At 30.2% G+C, this 23,814-nt stretch carries 18 protein-coding genes and 1 riboswitch; of the genes, 11 read left to right on the forward strand and 7 right to left on the reverse strand.

Annotation, left to right across the window (positions count from 1 at the left end; translation table 11 throughout):
- Window positions 1–34: 34 nt before the first annotated feature.
- The 6 genes from B3603_RS12840 (at window position 35) to B3603_RS12865 (ending at window position 8,174) form a co-directional block, all read left to right on the forward strand.
- Window positions 35–673: a Vat family streptogramin A O-acetyltransferase gene (locus B3603_RS12840; RefSeq protein ID WP_291565502.1), complete on the forward strand. Its 639-nt coding sequence runs from the start codon at window positions 35–37 to the stop codon at window positions 671–673.
- A 173-nt stretch (window positions 674–846) separates the two neighbouring features.
- Window positions 847–1,224 (forward strand): cytidine deaminase family protein, encoded by a 378-nt coding sequence (locus B3603_RS12845; RefSeq protein ID WP_291565504.1) that lies wholly within the window; start codon window positions 847–849, stop codon window positions 1,222–1,224.
- Window positions 1,225–1,377: 153 nt separating this feature from the next.
- Complete coding sequence (locus B3603_RS12850; RefSeq protein WP_291565506.1) at window positions 1,378–1,650, forward strand: CD3324 family protein; 273 nt, start codon at window positions 1,378–1,380, stop codon at window positions 1,648–1,650.
- A gap of 317 nt (window positions 1,651–1,967) precedes the next feature.
- Window positions 1,968–6,266, forward strand: coding sequence for a DUF11 domain-containing protein (locus tag B3603_RS12855; RefSeq protein WP_291565508.1), 4,299 nt, complete (start codon window positions 1,968–1,970; stop codon window positions 6,264–6,266).
- 726 nt (window positions 6,267–6,992) lie between these two features.
- A complete protein-coding gene (locus tag B3603_RS12860; RefSeq protein WP_291565510.1) occupies window positions 6,993–7,130 on the forward strand; it encodes a hypothetical protein in 138 nt (45 codons plus the stop codon).
- A gap of 141 nt (window positions 7,131–7,271) precedes the next feature.
- Window positions 7,272–8,174: a GNAT family N-acetyltransferase gene (locus B3603_RS12865; RefSeq protein ID WP_291565512.1), complete on the forward strand. Its 903-nt coding sequence runs from the start codon at window positions 7,272–7,274 to the stop codon at window positions 8,172–8,174.
- A gap of 109 nt (window positions 8,175–8,283) precedes the next feature.
- On the opposite strand, the gene B3603_RS12870 is transcribed toward B3603_RS12865, so the two are convergent.
- Window positions 8,284–9,237, reverse strand: a complete 954-nt coding sequence (locus B3603_RS12870; protein WP_291565513.1) for a helix-turn-helix transcriptional regulator — start codon at window positions 9,235–9,237, stop codon at window positions 8,284–8,286.
- Window positions 9,238–9,384: 147 nt separating this feature from the next.
- On the opposite strand from B3603_RS12870, the gene B3603_RS12875 reads away from it, so the two are divergent.
- The 3 genes from B3603_RS12875 to B3603_RS12885 all read left to right on the forward strand — a co-directional run bounded on the left by B3603_RS12875 (window position 9,385) and on the right by B3603_RS12885 (window position 11,935).
- On the forward strand, window positions 9,385–9,909 hold the full coding sequence (locus tag B3603_RS12875) for a dihydrofolate reductase family protein (protein WP_291565515.1): 525 nt from the start codon (window positions 9,385–9,387) through the stop codon (window positions 9,907–9,909).
- A gap of 255 nt (window positions 9,910–10,164) precedes the next feature.
- Window positions 10,165–10,266, forward strand: a riboswitch (purine riboswitch).
- A gap of 36 nt (window positions 10,267–10,302) precedes the next feature.
- The gene (locus tag B3603_RS12880; protein ID WP_291565517.1) at window positions 10,303–11,355 is read left to right on the forward strand and encodes an NCS2 family permease; all 1,053 of its coding nucleotides are present in this window, start codon (window positions 10,303–10,305) and stop codon (window positions 11,353–11,355) included.
- A 13-nt stretch (window positions 11,356–11,368) separates the two neighbouring features.
- The gene (locus B3603_RS12885; protein WP_291565518.1) at window positions 11,369–11,935 is read left to right on the forward strand and encodes a phosphoribosyltransferase family protein; all 567 of its coding nucleotides are present in this window, start codon (window positions 11,369–11,371) and stop codon (window positions 11,933–11,935) included.
- 498 nt (window positions 11,936–12,433) lie between these two features.
- Here the strand turns inward: B3603_RS12885 and B3603_RS12890 are convergent, their stop codons facing one another.
- The 3 genes from B3603_RS12890 to B3603_RS12900 all read right to left on the reverse strand — a co-directional run bounded on the left by B3603_RS12890 (window position 12,434) and on the right by B3603_RS12900 (window position 15,072).
- On the reverse strand, window positions 12,434–13,285 hold the full coding sequence (locus tag B3603_RS12890) for a (Fe-S)-binding protein (protein ID WP_291565520.1): 852 nt from the start codon (window positions 13,283–13,285) through the stop codon (window positions 12,434–12,436).
- A 120-nt stretch (window positions 13,286–13,405) separates the two neighbouring features.
- Window positions 13,406–14,353: an MBL fold metallo-hydrolase gene (locus tag B3603_RS12895; protein ID WP_291565522.1), complete on the reverse strand. Its 948-nt coding sequence runs from the start codon at window positions 14,351–14,353 to the stop codon at window positions 13,406–13,408.
- A gap of 368 nt (window positions 14,354–14,721) precedes the next feature.
- Window positions 14,722–15,072: an ArsR/SmtB family transcription factor gene (locus B3603_RS12900; protein WP_291565524.1), complete on the reverse strand. Its 351-nt coding sequence runs from the start codon at window positions 15,070–15,072 to the stop codon at window positions 14,722–14,724.
- A 407-nt stretch (window positions 15,073–15,479) separates the two neighbouring features.
- Here B3603_RS12900 and B3603_RS12905 point away from each other — a divergent pair, with 407 nt between their 5' ends.
- Window positions 15,480–17,519 (forward strand): carbohydrate-binding domain-containing protein, encoded by a 2,040-nt coding sequence (locus B3603_RS12905; RefSeq protein ID WP_291565527.1) that lies wholly within the window; start codon window positions 15,480–15,482, stop codon window positions 17,517–17,519.
- Window positions 17,520–17,679: 160 nt separating this feature from the next.
- On the opposite strand, the gene B3603_RS12910 is transcribed toward B3603_RS12905, so the two are convergent.
- The 3 genes from B3603_RS12910 to B3603_RS12920 form a co-directional block, all read right to left on the reverse strand.
- Window positions 17,680–18,132 (reverse strand): GNAT family N-acetyltransferase, encoded by a 453-nt coding sequence (locus tag B3603_RS12910; RefSeq protein WP_291565529.1) that lies wholly within the window; start codon window positions 18,130–18,132, stop codon window positions 17,680–17,682.
- Window positions 18,133–18,343: 211 nt separating this feature from the next.
- Window positions 18,344–19,033, reverse strand: coding sequence for a DUF4956 domain-containing protein (locus tag B3603_RS12915; RefSeq protein ID WP_291565531.1), 690 nt, complete (start codon window positions 19,031–19,033; stop codon window positions 18,344–18,346).
- Window positions 19,027–19,779, reverse strand: a complete 753-nt coding sequence (locus B3603_RS12920; protein WP_291565533.1) for a polyphosphate polymerase domain-containing protein — start codon at window positions 19,777–19,779, stop codon at window positions 19,027–19,029. The genes B3603_RS12915 and B3603_RS12920 overlap by 7 nt, the downstream gene beginning before the upstream one ends.
- Window positions 19,780–20,480: 701 nt before the next feature.
- Between B3603_RS12920 and B3603_RS12925 the strand changes: the two genes are divergently transcribed.
- Window positions 20,481–23,426 (forward strand): insulinase family protein, encoded by a 2,946-nt coding sequence (locus B3603_RS12925; protein WP_291565534.1) that lies wholly within the window; start codon window positions 20,481–20,483, stop codon window positions 23,424–23,426.
- Window positions 23,427–23,814: the final 388 nt, after the last annotated feature.

Raw genomic sequence — 23,814 nt, forward strand, 5'->3', positions numbered from 1 at the left:
AAAAATAGATTTAATTATAAAGGAGGCAAGATATATGAATAAATTTGGTCCAAATCCAAACAGTATTTATCCTAATGAAAATATAAAGAGTATTTGTTATATAAAAAATGTTATAAAGAATCCTAATATTCAGGTTGGAGATTACACTTATTATGATGATATAAATGGAGCAGAAAAATTTGAAGAACATGTAACTCATCATTATGGATTTATAGGTGATAAACTTATTATAGGAAAGTTTTGTGCAATAGCAAAAGGAATAGAATTTGTTATGAATGGTGCAAATCATAGAATGAAATCTATAACCACCTATCCTTTTAATATTATGGGGGGAGGCTGGGAAAAGGCAGCACCTACTCTTGAAGACCTACCTCTAAAAGGTGATACTGTGGTTGGTAATGATGTATGGATTGGACAGAATGTTACAGTAATGCCTGGTGTCCATATTGGAGATGGCTCAGTTATTGCCGCTAATTCTGTAGTAACAAAAGATGTTCCTCCATATCATATTGCTGGAGGTAACCCCTGTAAAATTATAAAAAAGAGATTTGATGATGAATTGATTGATTATTTATTAAAATTAAAATGGTGGGATTGGCCTGAAGAAAAGATTTTTAAAAATCTTGAAGTGCTTTGCAGCTCAGATTTAGATAAAATTAAGTCTATCAAATAACTTTTTAAAGCGAGAACAATCTCTTGCTACGATAAATTTAAAATAGTAGATATAATTTCTACTATTTGTATTTACTACTTAAACAAAGGAACGCTATGTTGATGAAAAACATATAAACTAATATAATGTATACTAAATTTAAATATAAGAAATTATTTGAAAGGGTTATAACTATGAATTTTGATGAATTATATGATATCGCAAAAAATACATTAAATCCTAGAGAACTTTCTAAAAACTCTTATGCTGGTTCTGTTGCAGCAGCTATTTTGAGTGAAAGTGGAAAAGTCTATACTGGAGTATGTATAGATACGCCTTGTTCTATGGGATTTTGTGCAGAACACGCTGCTATTGCAGCTATGATTACTGCTGGAGAAAATAGAATAACAAAAGTAATTGCAGTATATGAAGATGGAACAATAATTCCACCCTGTGGAAGATGTAGAGAATTTATTTGCCAAATCCATGATGAAAATTATAAATGTGAAGTAATGATAAAGAAAGATGTGGTACTTACTATTAATGATTTGTTACCATCTCGATGGGAATAGAATTAACCTATAATTTAAAAGGAAAAAAGGAGATAATTATTTATGAGAAAACTTATTATTAACACATAGCAAAGGCTATTGTGTTAAAAACATAATCAAGAAAATAGCCTTTGTTTAATCCTAAGTAAGAAAAGTAAATTTAGGAGGAACATAATGTGCTATATTAACGCTCAAGATATATTTCCCCAAGAGATAATTGACCTAATTCAGCAGTATGTGGATGGAAAGTATATATATATTCCTAAAAAAGAAGGCAATAGAAAGAAATGGGGAGAAACAACTAATATAAGAAAAGAAATTGCAATTAGAAATACAGCTATTTATGAGGAATATAATAGGGGGATTTGCAAAGAATCTCTTGCTAGCAAGTATTTCTTATCAGAAAAAAGTATAGAAAGAATTATTTTAGAGGAAAAAAGAAAATAATTAACTTAGGCATCTGAAAGAAAATACTAGACCAAATATGCTAACCATATTGATATATTATTTTTTTTGAAGATGCCTTAATGAGTCATAAGCTAGCTTATATATAGTTTATGACTCATTTTTGTTTAATAAAAATTTGTAAGGTTGTTTTGGAAAAAGTGCTTAGATAAGATATGGAATAAACTAATTGATTATAGCCCTAAAGTCTAAAAAAGTAGAAAAATAGCGAAAATCATAATCAAAAGAACATATCAATGCATAGTATATATCATAAAAAATATCATTATATAGTTGTGATGATAAAATGAGGTGATATTATGGCGACAGTATCAGGTCGCGTTATATTTGATAGAGATAGAAGTGCTACAATTAATGCAGGAGACTCAGGTATAGCTAATGTACCTGTAGTATTACAAAATACAGCAACAAATGCTAGACTTGTAGTTCTTACAGATGCTAATGGAAATTATTCATTTATAAATGTACCAAATGGTGATTATAGAATTGTACAGTCCTTTGGAACATCTGGAGGCATTCCAACCCCAGGAGATTTCAATAACGCAGTAGTTGGACCTGTTCCAGTAGGGACAAACCCTCCGATAAGCTTTGCAACGAATCCTCCACCGGGTTCAACTAATTTAGATTCTTTAACTCCAGATACACTTTTAGTAACTGTCACAGGAGCAAACTTAACGAATGAAAATTTCCTTGATGGTCCAGTTATATATACACCTATACAAAATATATTAGATCCATGTGTGTCAGTTTCAAATGTAAATCTTATTAATGTTGCTGATAATGGAACATTTGGCTTTTTTCCTCCAGGTACTCCTGCTAATACGGGTGCTCCAGTTGAACCTTACCCAGGTGTAACCCCAGATTTTACCTATGTATTACCGGATCCAACTAAGTTTACACCTATTGGTGGTGAATATACAGTACAAAACATTATGACTAATGCAATGAGTAATGAAATAGGTGCTTGGTGGCGTATTGCAGACCATACTACAGGTAATGAAACAGGAAGAATGATGGTGGTAAATGGTTTTAATCCAGGGGCTATTTTTTTTAGAGATGTAGTTTCAGTACAGCCTAATACAAACTATTTATTTAGTTCTTGGATTTTAAATCTATTTAAAGTAACAGGATATCCAAATCCACAGCTTGGTGTACGAATACTTGATCAAAACGGTAATGTACTATATAGTGCAACATTGGGAGCTCAGATTCCAGTTAATACAAATGCTCCAGAATGGAAACAAATAGGTACTGTAATCAATTCACAAAATAACACAAGCTTAACGGTAGAATTTTTAAGTGAAGGGCCAGAGGTTATTGGAAATGATTATGCTATAGATGATGTATCATTAAACGAAGTTCAGGTTCCTCTATTTATACCTGTAAAAACTATTAGTACCCCTGTTGCAAATGTTGGGGAAACAGTAACCTATACAGTAACATTAGAAAATACTTGTACTAGTCCTTTAACAAATGTATTTTTTAAAGATAACGTACCAAATGGATTATTATTTGTGGCTGGCAGCGTAACAGTTAATGGAGTATCAGAAGAATCATCAGATCCTAATATTGGATTTACTATACCGGATATTCCAGGAGGTTCTACTGCTACTATAAATTTTGATGCTGTAGTTAACGCTGTTCCAACTCCTAATCCAGCCCTTAATACAGCAACAATAAATTATTCTTATACACCTGTAGAAGGGGGAATAGAAAACAATTTTACTGTGGATTCTAATACTGTACCACTTGAAGTTAGGGCTCCTGTAGTAGCAGATATTTCAGTTATAAAAACAGGAAGTCCAAACCCAGTAATGTCAGGAGAGATTTTGACCTATACAATTGATGTATCAAATCTTGGACCATCAGATGCCCAAAATGTTGTTTTAACGGATACTATTCCACCTGAAATAACAGGAACAGAATTCTCAACAGATGGAGGAGTAACCTTTAATCCATGGCCAGGAAGTCTTAGTATAGGGACATTATTAAATCAGGAAACAAGAACTATTTTAATAAGAGGAACAGTAGCTCCAGTAGCTCCAGGTTTCATAACTAATACTGCGACTGTAACATCAACAACACCAGATCCTAATCCAAGTAATAACACATCAACATCAGTTATAGAAGTTAACGAATCTACTCAAGAAGCAGATATTGGAGTTTTTAAATCAGTAGGGCTGAATCCGGTACCTGCAGGAGGGATGGTAGTTTATCCGATTACAGTATCAAATTTTGGATCAGCAGATGCCCAAAATGTTGTTTTAACGGATGCTATTCCACCTGAAATAACAGGAGCAGAATTCTCAACAGATGGAGGATCAACCTTTAATCCATGGCCAGGCTTCTTTAATATAGGAACATTACCAGCTGGTGAAACAATAAATATTTTAATAAGAGGAACAGTGTCACCAACAGCTACAGGGATTATAAGTAATACTGCAGAGGTAAGTTCAACAACACCAGATCCTAATCCAAGCAATAACACATCTACGGTAGATGTGGAAGTTATTGCTCCTGTAGAAGCAGATATTTCAGTTGCAAAAACAGCAAGTCCAAATCCAGTGGCGCCAGGAGAAGTGCTAACCTATACAATTGTAGTAGCGAATGCAGGACCATCAGATGCGCAAAATGTTGTTTTAACTGATAGTATTCCATCTAGTATTATAGGACCAGAATTCTCAACAAATGGAGGAGCAACCTTTAGTTCATGGCCAGGAAGTCTTAATATAGGAACATTACCAGCTGGTCAAACAAGAACTATTTTAATAAGAGGAACAGTGTCACCATCAGCTACAGGAGTTATAGCCAATACTGCAACTGTAACTTCATCAACACCAGATCCTAATCCAGGCAATAACACATCTACTGTAGATGTAGAAGTTATTCCGGTTGTAGGAGAAGCAGATGTTTCAGTTGTAAAGACAGCAAGTCAAAATCCAGTGATGCCAGGAGGAGTGCTAACTTATACACTTGTAGTATCCAACGCAGGACCAAATGCTGCAGAAAATGTTGTTTTAAATGATAATATTTCATCTAGCATTATAGGACCAGAATTTTCAGTAGATGGAGGAATAACATTTAATCCATGGACAGGCTCCTTTAATATAGGAACCTTACCAGCTGGAAGTTCTAGAACTATTTTAATAAGGGGAACAGTAAGTCCAACAGCTACAGGATGTATAAATAATACAGCAATTGTAATTTCAACAACACCGGATCCTAATCCGCTTAATAATGTATCGTCTGTATGTGTAGAGGTAGTACCTCAAGCAGAAGCAGATGTTTCAGTTGAAAAGACAGCAAGTCCAAATCCGGTAGCGCCAGGAGGAGTGCTAACCTATACAATTGTAGTAGCGAATGCAGGACCATCGGATGCACAAAATGTTGTTTTAACTGATAGTATTCCACCTAGTATTATAGGACCAGAATTTTCAATAAATGGAGGATTAACATTTAATCCATGGCCAGGAACTCTTAGTATAGGAACCTTACCAGCTGGAACTTCTAGAACTATTTTAATTAGAGGAACAGTAAGTTCATCAGCTACAGGAACTATAACTAATACAGCAACTGTAACTTCAACAACACCAGATCCTGATCCATTTAACAACACATCTACAGTAGTTACAGAAGTAGCTGCAGTACCAGGAGAAGCAGATATTTCAGTTGTAAAGACAGCAAGTCCAAATCCAGTAGCACCAGGAGGAGTGCTAACTTATACACTTGTAGTATCGAATGCAGGACCATCAGATGCACAAAATGTTGTTTTAACTGATAATATTCCATCTAGTATTATAGGACCAGAATTTTCAGTAGATGGAGGAGTAACGTTTAATCCATGGACAGGTTCTCTTAGTTTAGGAACCTTATCAGCTGGAAGTTCTAGAACAATTTTAATTAGGGGAACAGTAAGTTCATCAGCTACAGGATGTATAAATAATACAGCAATTGTAACTTCAACAACACCGGATCCTAATCCGATTAATAATGTATCATCTATATGTATAGAGATAGAAACTGGGGCACAAGGAGAAGCAGATATTTCAGTTGAAAAGACAGCAAGTCCAGATCAAGTAATGCCAGGAGAAGTGCTCACTTATATAATTACAGTATCCAATGCAGGACCATCAGATGCAGAAAATGTAGTGTTAACTGATAATATTCCACCTAGCATTATAGAACCAGAATTTTCAATAGATGGAGGGGTAACATTTGATCCATGGCCAGGAACTCTTAGTATAGGAACCTTACCAGCTGGAACTTCTAGAGTCATTTTAATTAGAGGAACAGTAAGTTTACGTGCTAAAGGATGTATAGTTAATACAGCAAAGGTAACTTCAACAACACCAGATCCTAATCTGCGTAACAACACATCATCTGCATGTGTAGAGGTTTGTAGGTGTAATCATAAATGTTTTGAATGTGATAAAGGCCTTGAATGTGATAAATGGTTTGAATGTGATGAATGTTTTGAAAGCGATGAATCTGATAAATGTCTTGAATGTTTTAAATGTAATCGATGTGGAAAAATTAGGAAATGTAGTAAGTGTGGAAAAAACAAAAGTTGTAATTGTATAAGAAATGGTTTTTCGTAAAGAAATGGAAACACAAGATTAAGCATATATTTTTAATAATAGATGAGGATATCAACAAAAGTTGTAGGTGTTTTTAACAAGGGTGAAAAGTTTTGCTTCTTAAATAGGACAGTATAAAGGGGATGTATCAAAATTTATTTTGATACTTTCCGATAAACAAAGAGGAGGTTCGAGTTCAAACTTCCTTTTTGTACATAATAATGTCATGAAAAACTTTAAAAAATGTGATACATATATAGCAAATAGGTTTCCAAGTAAAGATAGAGATTATATTTAGTCGTGAACTAGAAAAGTCTTGTAGTAGAGATATAAGGTTTTTTACCTACGGTAATGGGAACTGTATCATAAATAAATACTATTTTTACTAAAAGTTAGATGAATGTATGGTGGTAAGGTAAGCCTTGGAATCTGCCATGAAACTTACCTATATAATTAATTAAATGAAGAGATTGTTTCAAAACTAAGAAATCAGTTAAGAAACAGTCTTTTTTATTTAATAGTGTAAATTACACTATTAAATAATGAGAAATAAATACTATAATATTTTCTGTAATCATTTTATGGAATTGGCGGAATATAGGAGTTACGCAGGCGTATATGTTGGCTGTACTTTTAAAAATAAATATTTGATCAGGATTTTTTAGTTATAGGGTCTCTTAATGAAAATTTAACTTATGCACAGTTTTAATTTACATATAAAATTTTTACAATGAATAGTGAAGAATTATGGTTAAAACTCCGCCGGCAAAGCCTTACTGTGAATTATGTGTGGAATGTATTCAAAGTTGTCAAAAGAAGGCGATTGATTATAAAGGTGTGGCAGAAAAAGGGAAACAATATTTAAATCCTAATGTAAAATTGTAAGTAATGGGTCATAAGCTAACTTTATATAGTTTATGGCTTATTTTTGTTTAATAAAAATTTGTAAGGTTGCTTTGGGAAAAGCACTTAGATAAGATATGAATAGAATGTGTATATCTATAAAATTAAGGAGAAAATAAAAATATGAGTGAAGTTTTATTAATAGATGGAAAAAAATATATTTATAAGTGTAATTACAAAGATGATGCCAAATTAAGAAATAGTTTTAATAGCTTAACAGAAAAAACTTATGGTTTTAATTTTGAACAATGGTACGAGGGTGGATATTGGGGAGACAAATATATACCATATTCCTTATTAGATGGAGATAAAGTAGTGTCTAACGTTTCAGTAAGTATTATAGATTTTTTAATTTTAGGAGAGCAAAAGAGATATATACAAATTGGAACTGTTATGACAGATGAAGATTATAGAGGACAAGGATTGTCCAGAGCACTTATGGAGATAGTGTTAAAAGAATGGGAGGATAAATGTGATCTTATTTATCTTTTTGCTAATGATAGTGTTCTTGACTTCTACCCGAAATTTGAATTTAAAGTATGTGATGAATACCAATACTCAATAAACAAAACTAAAGAAGATAAGACAGAGAATATAAGAAAGATGAGTATGGATAATGATAGTGATAGAGAAACTATTTACAATATAGCTTGCAATACAATACCTTTCTCAAAGGTTTCTATGAAAAATAATGCATCTCTTATAATGTTTTATTGCACATCTTTTATGAAAGATAATATTTATTATCTTGAGGACTATGATACAGTGGTTATATGTGAGTTTAATAAAGATATTTTATATTTACAAGAAGTGCTTAGTGCAAAAGAAGTAAAGTTAGATAATATTATTAATGCAACGATGAATGAGAAAACTAAGAAAGTAGTTTTGGGATTTACTCCAGAGGATACTTCCTCTTATGAAAAAACTTTGGTAAATGAAGAAGATACTACTCTTTTTATCAAAATAGGAAAGGATAATCCATTTAAAACAGAAGACTTAATGTTCCCTGTATTGTCTCATGCATAATGATAAATAGAAAAGGTGAGGTGCTTCTGATAACCTGCGCATTTGAATCATGAAACCACCACAATACAGAAATGTGTTGTGGTGGTTTCTTATTTATATATGTTTAATTTTAATTATCATATAGTTTAATTACTTCAGAAGCTTTTATTTTAATTTCATTAATAGCTTCAATAGGTTTAATTATTTTTATATTTTTACCATATGTAAAAGCAAATTCAATACCTTGCCAAATATCATCAAAATTAATATCTAAATAAATTTCATTATCTTTTACAACTTCATTATTTATAGTTATAAATTTTCTTTCTTTTATATGATTTATAATAGAAAGTTTAACCTTAAAAGTAAAAGTATATTTAGGAATTAAAGCTTTAAAATTACTTGTAGATGATTTCCAATAAGCTTCTAAGTTAAAATCATTTGGTCTGTCAAAATACTCGTCTATCAAAAAGGTACTTTCTATAGAGGTTACTTTATAGGTTTTAATAACTTCAGTGTTTATTCCAATTAAATACCAAATACCTCTTTTACATACTAATCCTAATGGATTTAAGATTACTTCTTTTGTTTCATTTATTTTTCTATATACTATTTTTAATATTTTATGGTTCCAAATAGCATTTTGCAATACAGAAAGAATATCTTTATTTACATTAGTAGGATTTTCACTCCAAGTATGCATATCTATGTAAATATAGTTTTGAATATTTTCAATTTCTTTAATTTGATAAGGAGAGGAATTGCCTAAGAGCTTAAGTATTGTAGAGTCTTTAAGTTTTTGAATTCCCAAGTCTTCTAAAATTTTATCGCCAGTTGGGAGAAATAGCGAATAAATTTCCTCATCATTTATTCCGTTTAAAGAAGTTTTATAATCTCCTAAAAGTTTTATTCCGCCATTTGTTCCTCTATCACTAAATACAGGTATTCCAAGGCTGCTTAAAGAGTCAATATCTCTATAAATAGTTCTAACAGAGACTTCTAATCTTTGAGCTAATTCATTAGCTGTTAACTTTTTATGTATTTGTAACAACATTAATATAGAAATTAATCTATCTGCTTTCATATTAAATATCTCCTTTTCAATATGACATAAGGTGTCAACTATTATAAGTTATAATGTATCTTATATCAAGTAGAAACTCTGAATATAAAGAATTCTACTGACAAATAATTAATATATTTAAAAGTATAAGAAAGTGAGGGGAAAAATATGAGCAGAAAGATAATACTAAATTTAGCAATAAGTATTGACGGATATATAGCAACAGAAGATGGTGGATTTGATTGGATAGTTGGAGATGGGGATGATAAATTAGATACTGAAAAGAAGTGGGATTATGATGAATTTTTAAATGGTGTAGATGTTGTAGTTATGGGTAAAAACTGTTATGACCAAAACTTCCATAATGATTTTAATAATAAAAAAGTATATGTAGCAACATCACAGGAATTACAAGACCATGACAATATACATTTTATAAATGGTGATATATGCAAAGTAATAGAAGAAGAAAGAGAAAAGGAAGGTAAAAATATATTCTTATTTGGTGGTGGAGGTCTCGTAGATAATTTTATTAAAGCAGATATTATTGATGAGTATGTAATTGGGATAATTCCTACAATATTAGGAAAAGGCAGACCACTATTCCTTGGGAATAATCCTAAGATAGATTTACATTTAGAGCAGTATAGTATGGATAAGGGGATTGCAGTATTAAGATATTCAAAGAGATAAATATACTATTAAGAAATGCACAAAGGAATCAATGAATACAAATTTTCCTATTATACAATTAATGATTAATAATTAGTAGGTTCTAATAGTCATGTTTCGCTTTCACTAAAAACCTCCACAGAAATGTGGAGGTTTTTTCAAGTATTTTCATTTTAAATAAGTTATTAGCTAACATCATTTTAATACTTTATAGAAAAAAATACGTACATTTTTAAATAATATGTTGAAAATGTTCGAATTTAGTGTTATTATGAAAATGAAAAAAGTTGATGTCTTCGTATATTTCTGGTGATATGGTCCAGATGTCTCTACTAGAACTCCGTAAAGGTTCTGACTATGAGAATTTATTTATTACTAGAGGATAAGTGGGCAATTTAAAGGGGGAAAACAACTATGTCAGACTTTCTTACTGACTTTCTAGCAATCATAGGTGTTGTTCTAAATGGCTTACCACAAGGATTGTTAGCGTTAACATTTGGTTTTGCTTCAATTCCAACAGCATTTGCATTTTTAGTGGGAGCAGCTGGAAATTTACTAACAGGCTCAGTTGCACCTATTTCTTTTCAAGCAGAAACTATAACATATGCAGGAACTGCTGGCAAGGATATGGAAGAAAGACTTTCAATGATATTCTTTGGTGCAGTTATAATGACTTGTATAGGAATATTCGGGTTTTTAGGTAAAATCGTAAATTTTATAGGTCCAACAATTACCACAGGTATGATGGCAGGTGTTGGAATAATGCTTGCAAAGGTATCTATGGACATGCTAAAAAGTGAAAAAGTTGTAAGTATTGTATCAATTGCCGCTGCAGTAGCAATATACTTTGCTACAAATGATTTGGTTCTAACTATTACTATTTCAGTAGTTATTTCAAGTATTGTTGGAAATATCATTAATAAGGATATGAGAAATGTTGAAATACCTAAAGAAAAAATCGAAAGACGTAAACTTAGCTTTAATAGTAAAGTATTAAGAGGGGCACTTGGAATGGTGTGCTTAAATATTGGATCTAATATAGCTTTTGGACAAATTACTGGAAGTATGGCTAATACAAATGTAAATATTGATCATCTTTCTGTTATAAGCAGCTTAGCTGATATGGGTTCTTCATTATTTGGTGGTGCACCAGTTGAATCTATAATTTCAGCAACAGGAAGTGCTCCACATCCATTAGCAGCTGGTGTAATCATGATGTTAATTATGGCTGCTATATTATTTTTAGGATTACTACCAAAGATAGGTAAATATGTACCTTCTCAATCAATTAGTGGTTTCTTATTTGTACTAGGTATTTTAGTAACAGTGCCAGGAAATGCAGCTGCTGCTTTAGCAGGAACAGACAGTTTAGTTGGTGGTGTTACTATGGGAGTAACAGCAATAAGTGATCCATTCTTTGGAATGCTTGCAGGAATTATAACTAGATTTGCCGTAGGATTATTTTAGGGAGGAATTTAATATGAATACATATAATTTAGAATTACTTTCATTAAAGAGAGAATTACCTTTAATGAAAATTAAAGATGACTTAGCTATTGCAAGTTTTGTAATACTAGGTGATACTGAATTAGTACAAACAGTTGCACCTGCAATATCAGATAAATTAAAGGATATAGATGTAATTGTCACTGCTGAGGCAAAAGGAATACCTTTAGCATATGAAATTTCAAAGCTTTTAGGTATGAAGGAATTTATTGTAGCTAGAAAAAGCATTAAGGCTTATATGGATTCACCAATAACTGAGGAAGTAAATTCAATTACTACTCAAAAGAAACAATTTTTATGCTTAGACAAAATTGATGCAGAAAAGGTGAAAGGAAAAAATGTTGCTATTATAGATGATGTTATTTCCACCGGGGAGTCATTAAGGGTTGTTGAAAAGTTAGTTGAAAAAGCTGGTGGTATCGTCAAAGCAAAAGCTGCAATTCTAGCTGAAGGAGATGCTTCAAATAGAGATGATATTATATTTATAAAAAGACTTCCGCTATTTAAAGTTGATGAAAATGAAAATTTTATAGAGATATAGTATAGATAAACTACTTTAAAATTAATTTCTTAAACTAATTTTTACTAGCAATGTATTGTTAGTCTCCACCTCTGGGGAATATAATCAATTGAGAATTGAAAATGGAGAATTGACAATTGTGGTGGAAATTAATTCTTACAAATTAATTTCTTTAAATAGATTTTTCAATAAAAGTGACTGCATCACTTTAAAAAGAAATTAATTGAAAACTTCTCTTATAAAAGAGAGTATCAACAATTCTCCATTGTCAATAGTCAATTTTCAATTGTATAAGTGATTGTATCACTTCAAAAATAAATAATTTTAAATTTCTCAGCTTCTGCTGAGAAATTTCTACGCTACATTAAAATATAGTTTAAGGGAAAAATCCGCGGCAATACTAATTGTATTGCCGTGAATTTTTTATCTAGGTATATTTTTCATAATATCTATCGTATTTAATGCTTCAAAGAAAAACAATAGTATAGCTAAATTATTCTTTTTAATAATAATTTTTATTTAGTTATTAATTGATTTAGTCGGATTTCTGTATTCACAAGGTACTTTAGTTTGACATAAACCACAACCTGCTCCCGCATTTGGATTTCCTCCATAGGATTCTACTAATTTTCTTGATTCTTCTCCATAACAAGATTTATAACATTTTAATTTGTCATGTCCCTTCTCAGATATTGCATTAAAAGGACATCTTTTAATGCAAGCTCCACAAATACCGTTATTGTAAAATAAACAATTTTCTGTATAGCTTTTAGATACCCTGACATCTGGATTAAGTTTTAATTCAGTTACAAATGAGGCTAACCTCACTGCAATTCCTTTCTCAGTAATAAATGCATCGTTTAATCCAAAAGTCCCAAGACCAGCGACATAAGCTATGTGACGTTCTGACCAATTGGAGCTTGGACCAGAAGTAGTGTTAAAAGCTTTAAACCATTCAGCACCATAAGGTGCTACAGTTTTATATCCCATTTGATTTAAAAAATCTTCAAAAAAATTATAAAAATTCTTTTTAAATACGTCCTCTCCAAAGCTATGAAGCAGAGCCCATTCTTTTGATGGTAACTCCTTCTGTACTCCGTTACTTTTTCGAATCTTTTCATTTATAGGTAATACAACGCTTATAACTGTTCCTCCATGATAGCTATTTTCCCCAAATGTCATTTCAAAAGCTTCAGCTGGAGTTAAATGATCACTACCTATTATGGTTTTATACTCCTCAAACAATGGGTCATCTGCAGATGCAAATTTTATAATTGGTTCATCGTAATAATGGTCATTAATTTCTTCAAACCAGTTATCTTTACCTTCAGTTATATACTTTATAATTTCATTTTTTATTAAATCTTCCATTATAATACCTCCATTAATTTTATGCTTAAATAAGCAAATATTAAAATTTATTAATCACATTGATGGCAAAAACAAAATTTATCTTATTTAGAACTTTGTTTTTGGATAAGGTTTTTATATTTATTTCCCTTGAAAAACTAATGTAGTACCAACATTGTTTGGTATAAATGCTTTGGGCATTGATTGGGCAATTTGGTGGATAGCAGACCAACCAGTGCAGTGACCAGGCATCAAATAAGTTGGATTAATTTTCTGTAATTCAGCAATTGTAGTAGGAATAATTTTTTCAAATATCCCACCTGTTAGATGAAAACCACCCAATACAGCATAAATTTTCTGGCTATTAATCAGAGCTTGAGCGTAGCGCATGGTATTGATAACTCCAGAATGACAGCAACCTGTAATTATAACTAATCCTTGTCCACGAACATTTACAATAACGCACTGATCATCCTTTATTACCGGATCGTTTTCCCATTGATCATTACGCTTTGTATAGTGTAAAGGAAATCCTTTTTCGAAATCTGTAGTTCGAGGAATTTCACCAGAAACAAGAATCATGTTATCAACAAGAAGTGTTGGATCGGTTTTTTTAACAAAAGTAATTTTCTCCTGTTGTAAAGCAGTTAACTTTGGGGGAGAAATATTTATTTCATCTCCACCTGGCATTATAATCTTTCTGTCTAAAAAAGCATCTGGATGAGAAATAAGAGGGACTTTATGTGTTCCTAACTTCTCAATTAGACAAGGTAACCCCATAGTATGATCAAAGTGACCATGACTGAGTATAATTGCTTGTATATCTGTTGCATTAATTCCTAAGGAATCCATGTTGTGTAAGATACCGCTAGAGCTAATACCTAAATCTAATAATACAGTTCCTTGCTTATTTCCGGATTTAACCTGAATCATTGCTGAAAAACCATGCTCTGCGATAGGTGGAAAATCAGAACTTAAATCAAACCTGTGTACAATTTCATTACCTGTCATAAATACGTCTACTGTATTGTCCATGATTATTGTTATTTTTACTTCATCAACTTCTAATAATTGAGTATCTTTTATCATGTATCTTTATCCTCCTTAATTTTTGTAAATACTTTAGGCTCAAAAAGCCACGAAAGTTAAAATCATTTTTGCACGCTATAATTAATTAAGGCGACTATTTGTCATAAAAGCTGTTATTACAAAAAGCAATAATAAATTATCCTTACAAAGATATCCTTTATTTGTCTATAAGACTATAAGCAAATACTTATAGTTAAGACAACAATCTCTTCTATTAATACTTATTATTATAATAACAAGTAGAATTATAGGAGCATATCTACTAATAGAAATATTGATTGGAGGATTTTGAATTAGTTCATGAATACCTCCTTTGTCTATCTATAAGTCTATAAGCAAATACTTATAGACAAGATAGCACATTACTCCTATTGACACTTGTTATTATAAGGACATTTGTCACAAGAGAAATCATATTGGCATCTCTCAAATGCTTTCTTAAACAGTTCATTTATATCCTTCCTGTATTCAATCAATGTATCAGAATTAATTGTATAGAAAACTCTAAAACCCCTTCGATTCTCCTCGAGAATTCCAATATTCTTTAAAATTTTTATGTGTTGAGATGCAGCAGGTTGAGATATATCAAGCTGTTGTGCCACATCAGAAACGCAAAAGGTTTCATCAGCATTTGAAGCAAGCATTTTTATTATTTTTAATCTTTTCTCATCGCCAAGGGATTTAAGGATATTGGCCATGTCTTTTAGATGATCTTTCATTAATACACCTCTTAACTATAAACGTACAATCATAATATTATAATTATACTATATTTGTCAAGTTTAACCAATGTTTTAAACTGGTGATTGACTTATGTATTATTTTAATCTTTCTTAATTTGTTATTAGTCAAAATTAACATAAAAACAAAAATGTTAATGTAGCTAAAGGTCTGGAAAATACTAATAAAACTTATGAAAGAGTAAAATTGAATAAAATATTTACTTTGTACTCAATAACTATAGACATTTTACTAATATAGAAAGGCTATTTATAAGGCTATGATTTAACTGAATAATAATTAGTAATGACTTAAGTTTAATTTAAGATATAAATGATAGTATGTTTTTAAGAAATAAAGATGGTTATTTTAATTGAGATAAATTAAAGTTTAGAGGAGGAAAACAATGAATAAAAAATTTATATCAATATTGATAGCTATGTCACTAAGCCTTAGTGTTACAGCTTGTTCTGAAAATAAAGTAAATACAAATTCTGAAAATACTACGGAAGTTACAGAGACGTCCAAAGTGAATATAAAAGCTTTAGAAAGTGAAAGCGTAGGTGAGCCAGATACATTTATAAAATTAGGTAGTGATATAAGTGTTGATGGAAATGGTGTAAGTGTAGAAAATAATAAGGCTACAATTACACAGGGTGGAACTTATAGTGTAAGTGGTAAGTTAGATGATGGACAGTTAATTGTTAATGTAGGTGATGAAGAGAAAGTATATATAATTTTAAATGGAATAGATATTACTTCTTCTGATAGTGCACCTATTTGTATTATAAATGCTAAAAGATGTATAATTGCTTTAGAAAAAGATACTGAAAATACTATAACAGATGGGGAAAATTATGTTTTAGAAGATGCAACTACAAATGAACCTAATGCAGCAATATTTAGTAAAGATGATTTATATATTATAGGAGAAGGTAAACTTACTGTCAATGCTAATTATAATAATGGCATTGCTAGTAAAGATGATCTAAAAATTCAAAGTGGGAATATAGTTGTAACTGCTAAAAATAACGGTATAAAAGGAAAAGATTGCATTAATATTTCTGATGGAAATATAACAATTAATGCAGGCGGAGATGGAATAAAATCTGATAATGACACTGATGCAAGTAAAGGATATATATATATTGAAAAAGGTACACTTAATATAACTGCAGTTGAAGATGGAATTCAAGCAGAGAGTGAACTGCTAATTGAAGATGGAGACATTACAATATCTTCAGGTGGTGGTAGTGCAAATAGTAGTACTTCCCAAAATAGTGATTGGGGAAATTGGGGTATGAAAGATAAAGGAATGAATGGTAAGGGAGATCCTAATATGAATAATGCCAATACTAATGAAAATACTGAAGAAGAGTCTACTAGTGCAAAGGGTATAAAAGCATCAAGTAATATAACTATAGAAGGTGGACATATAAAAATAGATTCATCAGATGATTCAATTCATTCAAACGATAATTTAACAATCAACAATGGAACTATAAATTTATCATCTGGAGATGATGGAATACATTCAGATTCCAATTTAAGAATAAATGATGGAAAGATAAATATTGAAAAATCATATGAAGGGATTGAAAGTGAAGTAATAACTCTTAATGGTGGAGAAATTTATGTTACTGCAAGTGATGATGGAATAAATGCAGCAGGAGGAAATGACGGATCTTCAATCAACGGCCGTCCAGGGCAAAATCAATTTGAGTCTTCTGGAAATGCTAAAATAAATATTAATGGAGGTTATATTTTCGTAGATGCAAGTGGTGATGGTATAGATGCCAATGGTTCAATTTATATGACTGATGGAACTGTAATAGTAAATGGTCCAACGGATAATGGAAATGGAGCTTTAGATTTTGATAATACATGTGAGGTAAGTGGAGGTACTTTAATTGCAGCAGGAAGTTCTGGAATGGCAGAAACACCAAGCAATTCTTCAACTCAAAATACTATAAACATAAATTTAACCTCACAAGAAGCTAATACTATAGTTAACATTCAATCAGAAAGTGGGGAAAATATTATTACTTTTGCACCATCAAAAACATATCAATCAGTTGCAGTATGTTCTCCAAATATAAAGACTAATGAAAAGTACTCAGTTTATGTTGGAGGAAGCTCAGGTGGAAATTCAACTGATGGATTATATACTGATGGAAAATATTCAGGTGGAAATAAAATAGGTGAAGGTACAGTTTCAAGTGTTATAACTAATATTACCCAAGAAGGAGCAACTCAAGGTGGCATGGGAGGACGTGGAAAGGACAAGGGAGCTCCAAATGAGAAAATGGACAGACCTAATGAAGGAGAAAACATGGGAAGACCTGATGAAAATATGGAAATGCCGGCAGAGGGAAAAGATAGTAGAGGAGAAAAAGGTGATAGAGTAGCACCTTCTGTAGACACTGAGAAAAATAGTGAAATCTAATATATAAATTTTTCTTATATCATTTAAGACTGTGATGAGATAGTGTGAAATTCACAAATCTTGCATAGTCTTTTTTATGAATTAAATATACGAATTATGGTTAAAGCTCCATAGTAAAAGCCTTTGAGTTTTTTAGATTCTAAATAAAGCTAAGTAATAACTATTCTAAAATCCATTCATATATGCACTTTCGGCGTTCCCCCTCTTGATACATCTCATTATGTGGTGGCAAAGCTACTATTTCTTTAAGTTTAAGGCCTATTTTTTCACAAGTTTTTCGAGAAGGGAAGTTGTCTGGATTGCAAGTTATTATAAGTTTATTCATTCCATGTGCAATAGCTACGTCTTTGATAATTTTACAAGCCTTTGAAGCATAATTATTTCCTCTATAAGTTTCTTCAATCATATAACCAATATGACCACCGTAATATAGATTTTCTTTGTACCCGATTCGGATATCAATAGCACCTATACTATCATCTGAACCATGTAGAGTAATCCTATATTTATATGCAGGTACATAACCTTTTTCCTCGTTAGATGGTGTTTTTTCTTCAATCTTTAAATCAATCTCACCATCGGTTAAATAATCAAAATCTTTGAACTCAAACATCTGTATTCCCCCTTTATTTTCCTCATAAATTCCAATTGTTCATTTATTTAATTATATTATTATATAAATAGATAATTGTAAATGATTAACATAAACTATATAAATTGCTTCCCTAACTATAAAATCCTTTAAAACTTAAAATAAAATTAAGTTTTAAAATAAAAAAATTCCCTTAGATATATTCAAGAGGAATGTATCTAAGGGAAAAATTTTATCCATATATTTTTTCTTCAAAGCCGCTAAAAGTAAGAGTTATATTTAAATTTCCATTTCTACATCTTAGCTCATCTAAAAGCTTCTTTTGATTCACATTTGGCTTCAAATAAATCATATAATTTAACTCAAACAATGCTCCGAAATCTCTAGTCTTTACTTTTTGAATATCATAAGACGTAGTATACTTATCTAATACTTCTTCAAAAACACGTTCATAATTTAAATCCTCTGGAACTGTAATTTTAAGTTGCATAGCACTACCTTTAGGGGTTGCAAAGTTTGCTACAGAAAGTATAATCATTAAAAGACATAAGATAGTTGTAAATATTACACCATAACCTATATAGCCCATACCACAAGTGAGTCCAACTGCTAAAGTAAAGAATACATATGAGATATCTTTTGGGTCTCCAGGAGCACTTCTGAAACGAATTATTGAGAATGCACCAGCTAAGCTAAAGGCTCTAGCTACGTTATTACCAACAAGAAGTATTATAATTGATATTATAACTGGCAGCATAATTAATGTAGTTGTAAAGCCAGAATTATATCCACTTTTTTTATTAGTTTTCATATAAGTAATACTAATTGCTAATCCAAGTATGATTGAAGATGCAATAATAATTAATGTATTGATGAGAGTAAAAGATTCTCCAGTAGTCGATGAAATTAATGTATCTAGCATATTTTTGCTCTCCTTTCGATACTTTTATTTTTATTTTCTAGGCAATAATTTATATATTCATTGCCATATTTTGAAAAGTGTATGTTATATATTCTTAACTCTGAAAGAATCTTAGTAAACCATAATGGTATAGAACCTAAAAATTTAACCTCCATTAAATAACGATTTTTACCTAAAATATCTGTTCCAAAACATCCATACTCTAGAGATAGAAAATCACGTCTTGTAGTAATTTTAGAGTCAAAGGTTATTCTAAAATCCCTATCTTCTTTTCCAAATAGAGCATTTCTTGTATATCCAATATAAACTGATGGATAAACTGTATTTTTGTTTAGATAATATTCTATTTCATCTAGAACTTGTTTATTTACATAATCATTTGAAATAGGCCTTTCACCAAATTCTAAAAAATTATAAGCTTCTTTTAATGTAAGAACAATTCTTCTTTTGTTTACTATTCCATTTATTTTCTTCTTTAGTTCAAGAAAGACTTTGCTGTCTAAATTAGTAGGATTACTGTAAGTTCTTAATCTTAACTTTTCTTTGTAATAAGGATTAGATATAGAGTGTCTAATTACATCATTGTTTTCTGTATCGTAATATATATTATAAATATCATAGACTTTTCCAGATTTACAATACTCATCTTGAATCATATACTTATCTAGTTTTAAAAGTAGCTCATCATATTGTTTTTGATTTAATATGAACTTTTTTTCAAAACGCTTAAATGCTTTAATAGCCATATGTTTCCCTCCTGTTTTTATAATTTTATTTCTTTGTATGATCAAATTATAAAAAAACAAGCTTAAAAAAATCTTAAACTTTATATATAATTTAAAAAACTTTAAATGAATTCGAAACTACATGAGAACTATTAATTATAAATAAGTTAACAGACAATGGATAAAAGATATTAATATTTTAGAGGAGAATTTATTCTTCTATTTTAAAATTAAAAAAATAGGTAAAAAGCAAATAAATTCTAAATTGTATTTACATATATGTAAAATAATGATAAAATAAATTTGTTAAAAATAATTAAAAAGGAGGTCGTTTGTAAATGAAAAACTTAAGAAGTTTAAGTAAATTTGAATTTAATAATGTTTGGAACGGCCTTGATGATAATTTTTAAAAATGTTATTTTGATGTTTTAAGTCATGGGGTTATCTATACTCTGTAACTTTTTATATTCTATATTATAGAAATAAGAGGTCGTGGATAACTTGGTTTTTAGCCAAGAAATATCTATGACTTTTTTATTTTAGACAAATAAAGGAAAGTGATGGATTAAAAATGGATATATATTTTGGGACAGGTCGACAAGTACCGCTGAGTGGTTATATCAATAGGTTTTGGTGACAGAGATAAGACAAAATAGACGATTCATACTGATTCATTATTTCCTTCAATGTGTCTTAATATATAAGTTGGGGGGGCGATTGATATGCAATTTAAAATTAATGAAATGCATCATGGTTTTAAGTTATTAGAACAGGAAAAGATTGATGAAATTCAATCAGTAGCTAGAGTGTTTGAACATATTAAAAGTGGGGCAAGACTTTTACATTTAGAAAATGAAGATGATAATAAATTATTTTCTATTGGATTTAGGACAACTCCTACGGATAGTACAGGAGTAGCACATATTTTAGAGCATTCTGTACTTTGTGGCTCAAGAAAGTTTAAAACTAAGGACCCTTTTAGTGACATGCTTAAGAGCTCCTTAAAGACTTTTTTAGATGCTATGACTTATACAGATAAGACTATTTATCCTGTTTCAAGTAGAAATCATAAGGATTTTATGAATTTAATGGATGTGTATTTAGATGCAGCTTTATATCCTAGAATATATGAAAACCATGAAATATTACGTCAAGAAGGTTGGAGATATGAAGTTGATCCAAAAACAAATAAGTTATCTTACAAAGGTGTAGTATATAGTGAAATGCAAGGGGCACTGTCTTCTCCAGAGGAAGTGATTTGTAGTGACATATATAGTTCACTATTTCCAAATACTACTTATGCTTTTGTTTCAGGTGGAGACCCAGAAGAAATACCTAACCTTAATCAAGAGGATTTTGAAAAGTTTCACAGCAAATTTTATCATCCATCTAATAGCTATATTTTCTTGTACGGAGATCAAAACTTGGAACAATGCTTAAAATTTATAAATGATGAGTATCTTCAGGGGTTCGATAGAATAGAAATACCTTCTTATATAGAAAATGTAGAAGCTTTTAAATCTATGGTAGAAAAGACATCACAGTATTCTATCAGTGAAGATGAAGAGGAAAAAAATAAAGCTTTCTTAGCTCTAAGTTTTGCCTTTGAGGAAACAAGTGATGCTAAGGCATATTTAACTAATGAAATACTTTATAATATGCTTATTGAATCTTCTTNNCCTTCTGCATCTCCTATAAAAGAAGCATTACTTAAAGCAGGAATAGGGGAATGTATAATTACCATTGATGAAATGAATATGGACCCAACAAAGCAAATGTTATTTCCGATAGTTGTTAAAAATGCTGATAGCAGCATGAAAGATAAGTTTAAAGAGATTGTTTTAAGTACTCTTAAAGAGCTTGTGAAAAATGGCATTGATGAAAATCAGTTACAAGCAGCTATAAATACAGTTGAATTTAATCTTCGTGAAGCTGATCCATGGAGAATTGCTAATAAGGGAATTCAATATAATGAAAAAGTACTAAATAGCTGGATATATGACGGAAATCCTCTTGCTCATTTAAAATATGAAAAGAATCTTAATGATATAAAAGAAGCTATAAAAGATAGATATTTTGAGAATTTCATCGAAAAGAATATGGTAAAAAATTCTCATTGTTCATTAGTAGTTTTAAATCCTAAAAAAGGATTAGAAAATGAGAAAAATAAAGCACTAGAAGAAAAGCTAGAAAAGTATAGAATTGCTTTATCAGAAGAAGAACTACAAAAACTTATAGATAGAAATAAAAAATTACAAGAAGCTCAAGTTAAAGTTGATACCGAAGAAGAGAAGAGTACTATTCCTAAACTACCTATGGAAGAGATAGATAAAAAAGCAGAACAAATTCCTCAGGAAGTTATAAAAGAACAAGGAATAACTATACTAAAACATCATATTAACACAAATAAAATAGCATATATAAATTTATTATTTGATGGAAAAATTATTGAAGAAAAATATATTCCTTATTTAGGTCTTTTAGGAGATATTTTAGGAGAGCTTGATACGGAAAGAAAAACCTATTCTGAGCTTATTACGGAAGTTTATAAAAATACAGGTGGAATAACCTTTAAAAATGAGATTTATACTGAGAAGAATAATGATAAGGTATATCATCCTAAATTTACTATTAAATCAAAGTTAATTTCAGATAATATCCCTAAGTTATTAGAGTTAATCAATGAAATAATAACTACTACTAAATTTGATGATATGAATAGAATTAAACAAGTTATTCAAGAGATAAAATCAAAACTTCAAATGAGGATTATAAATGCAGGTCACGAAATTGCAATGAATAAAGCATTTTCTAAATTCTCCTATGCTCAAGAATATAAAAATAGGATTAGTGGTGCTTCATATTATGAATTTGTATGCAACTTAGAAAAGAATTTTGAAGATAATAGTGATGAAATTAAAAATAATCTTATGAAGGTATATGAAACTATATTTAATAAAAATAATTTAATTGTTTCAATAGTTGGAGAAGAAACTGAAAGTGAAAAATTACTTTCAAATATAAATATAATTTTAGACAACATTAAAGACTCTATATGTGAAGTTCCTAAATTTGAATACAAACAATCAAAAGATGTAGAAGGATTAATAACTGCTAGCAATGTACAATATGTGGTTAAGGGATTCAACTTTGCAAAGCTTGATTATAAGTATTCAGGAAAGATGAAAGTTCTTCAAAACATATTGGAGAGTGAGTATTTATATCCTAGAGTTCGTCTTCAAGGTGGAGCTTATGGCTGTTATATTGATATGAGCAATGATGGCAATTTAGCCTTTTTCTCCTATCGTGATCCAAACCTTGCAAGAACAATAGATGTATATAATGAAACTTACAAGTTCTTGGAAAACGTAGATTTTGCAAATGAAGATATGGAGAATTTTATAATTGGAACAGTAGGTCGAGTATATAGACCATTGACTTCTGATAAAAAAGGTGAAAAAGCAGTTGGAGATTATATTTGTAATATAACCTACGAAGATGTTCAAAGAGAAAGAGATGAAATTTTAAAGACAACTATTGAAGATATAAAATCCTATGCAAAAATGATTAAATCTGGAATGGATGAACATTACTGCTGTGTAGTAGGTAATGAAGGAAAAATTAAAGAAAATGAAGCTATTTTCAATAAGATAAGTAAGTTGTTATAAGATTGAGGTTAATTATAGCTAATGCTTAAATCTAATAGCAAATTTTAAAAAATAAGTAATTGTTTAAGATAAAAAAATACTACAAAATCAATAATAAGTATAAAAGGGTTGTTGCACAATTAATCAATTAGGCTAGTTGTGTAACAATCCATTTTTTATTTTATACTTATCCATTAAAGTATCTCAATAGCTGTAGAACTTATACTAACATAAGGACGTAGATATTGATTAACATAAAATTGCATAATAAAATGAATACTTGATATAATAAAAGATATCTTTGGGATAAATATTATCAATTGTAAATTATAGTTAAGAGTTATGGTTAGTTAACTTATCTAAAGTTTAATTTCGTCTACAAATAAGCAATTTAATTGACAATATGGAA

The organism is Clostridium sp. UBA2485, from assembly GCF_002341865.1.
Lineage (GTDB): Bacteria > Bacillota > Clostridia > Clostridiales > Clostridiaceae > Clostridium_J.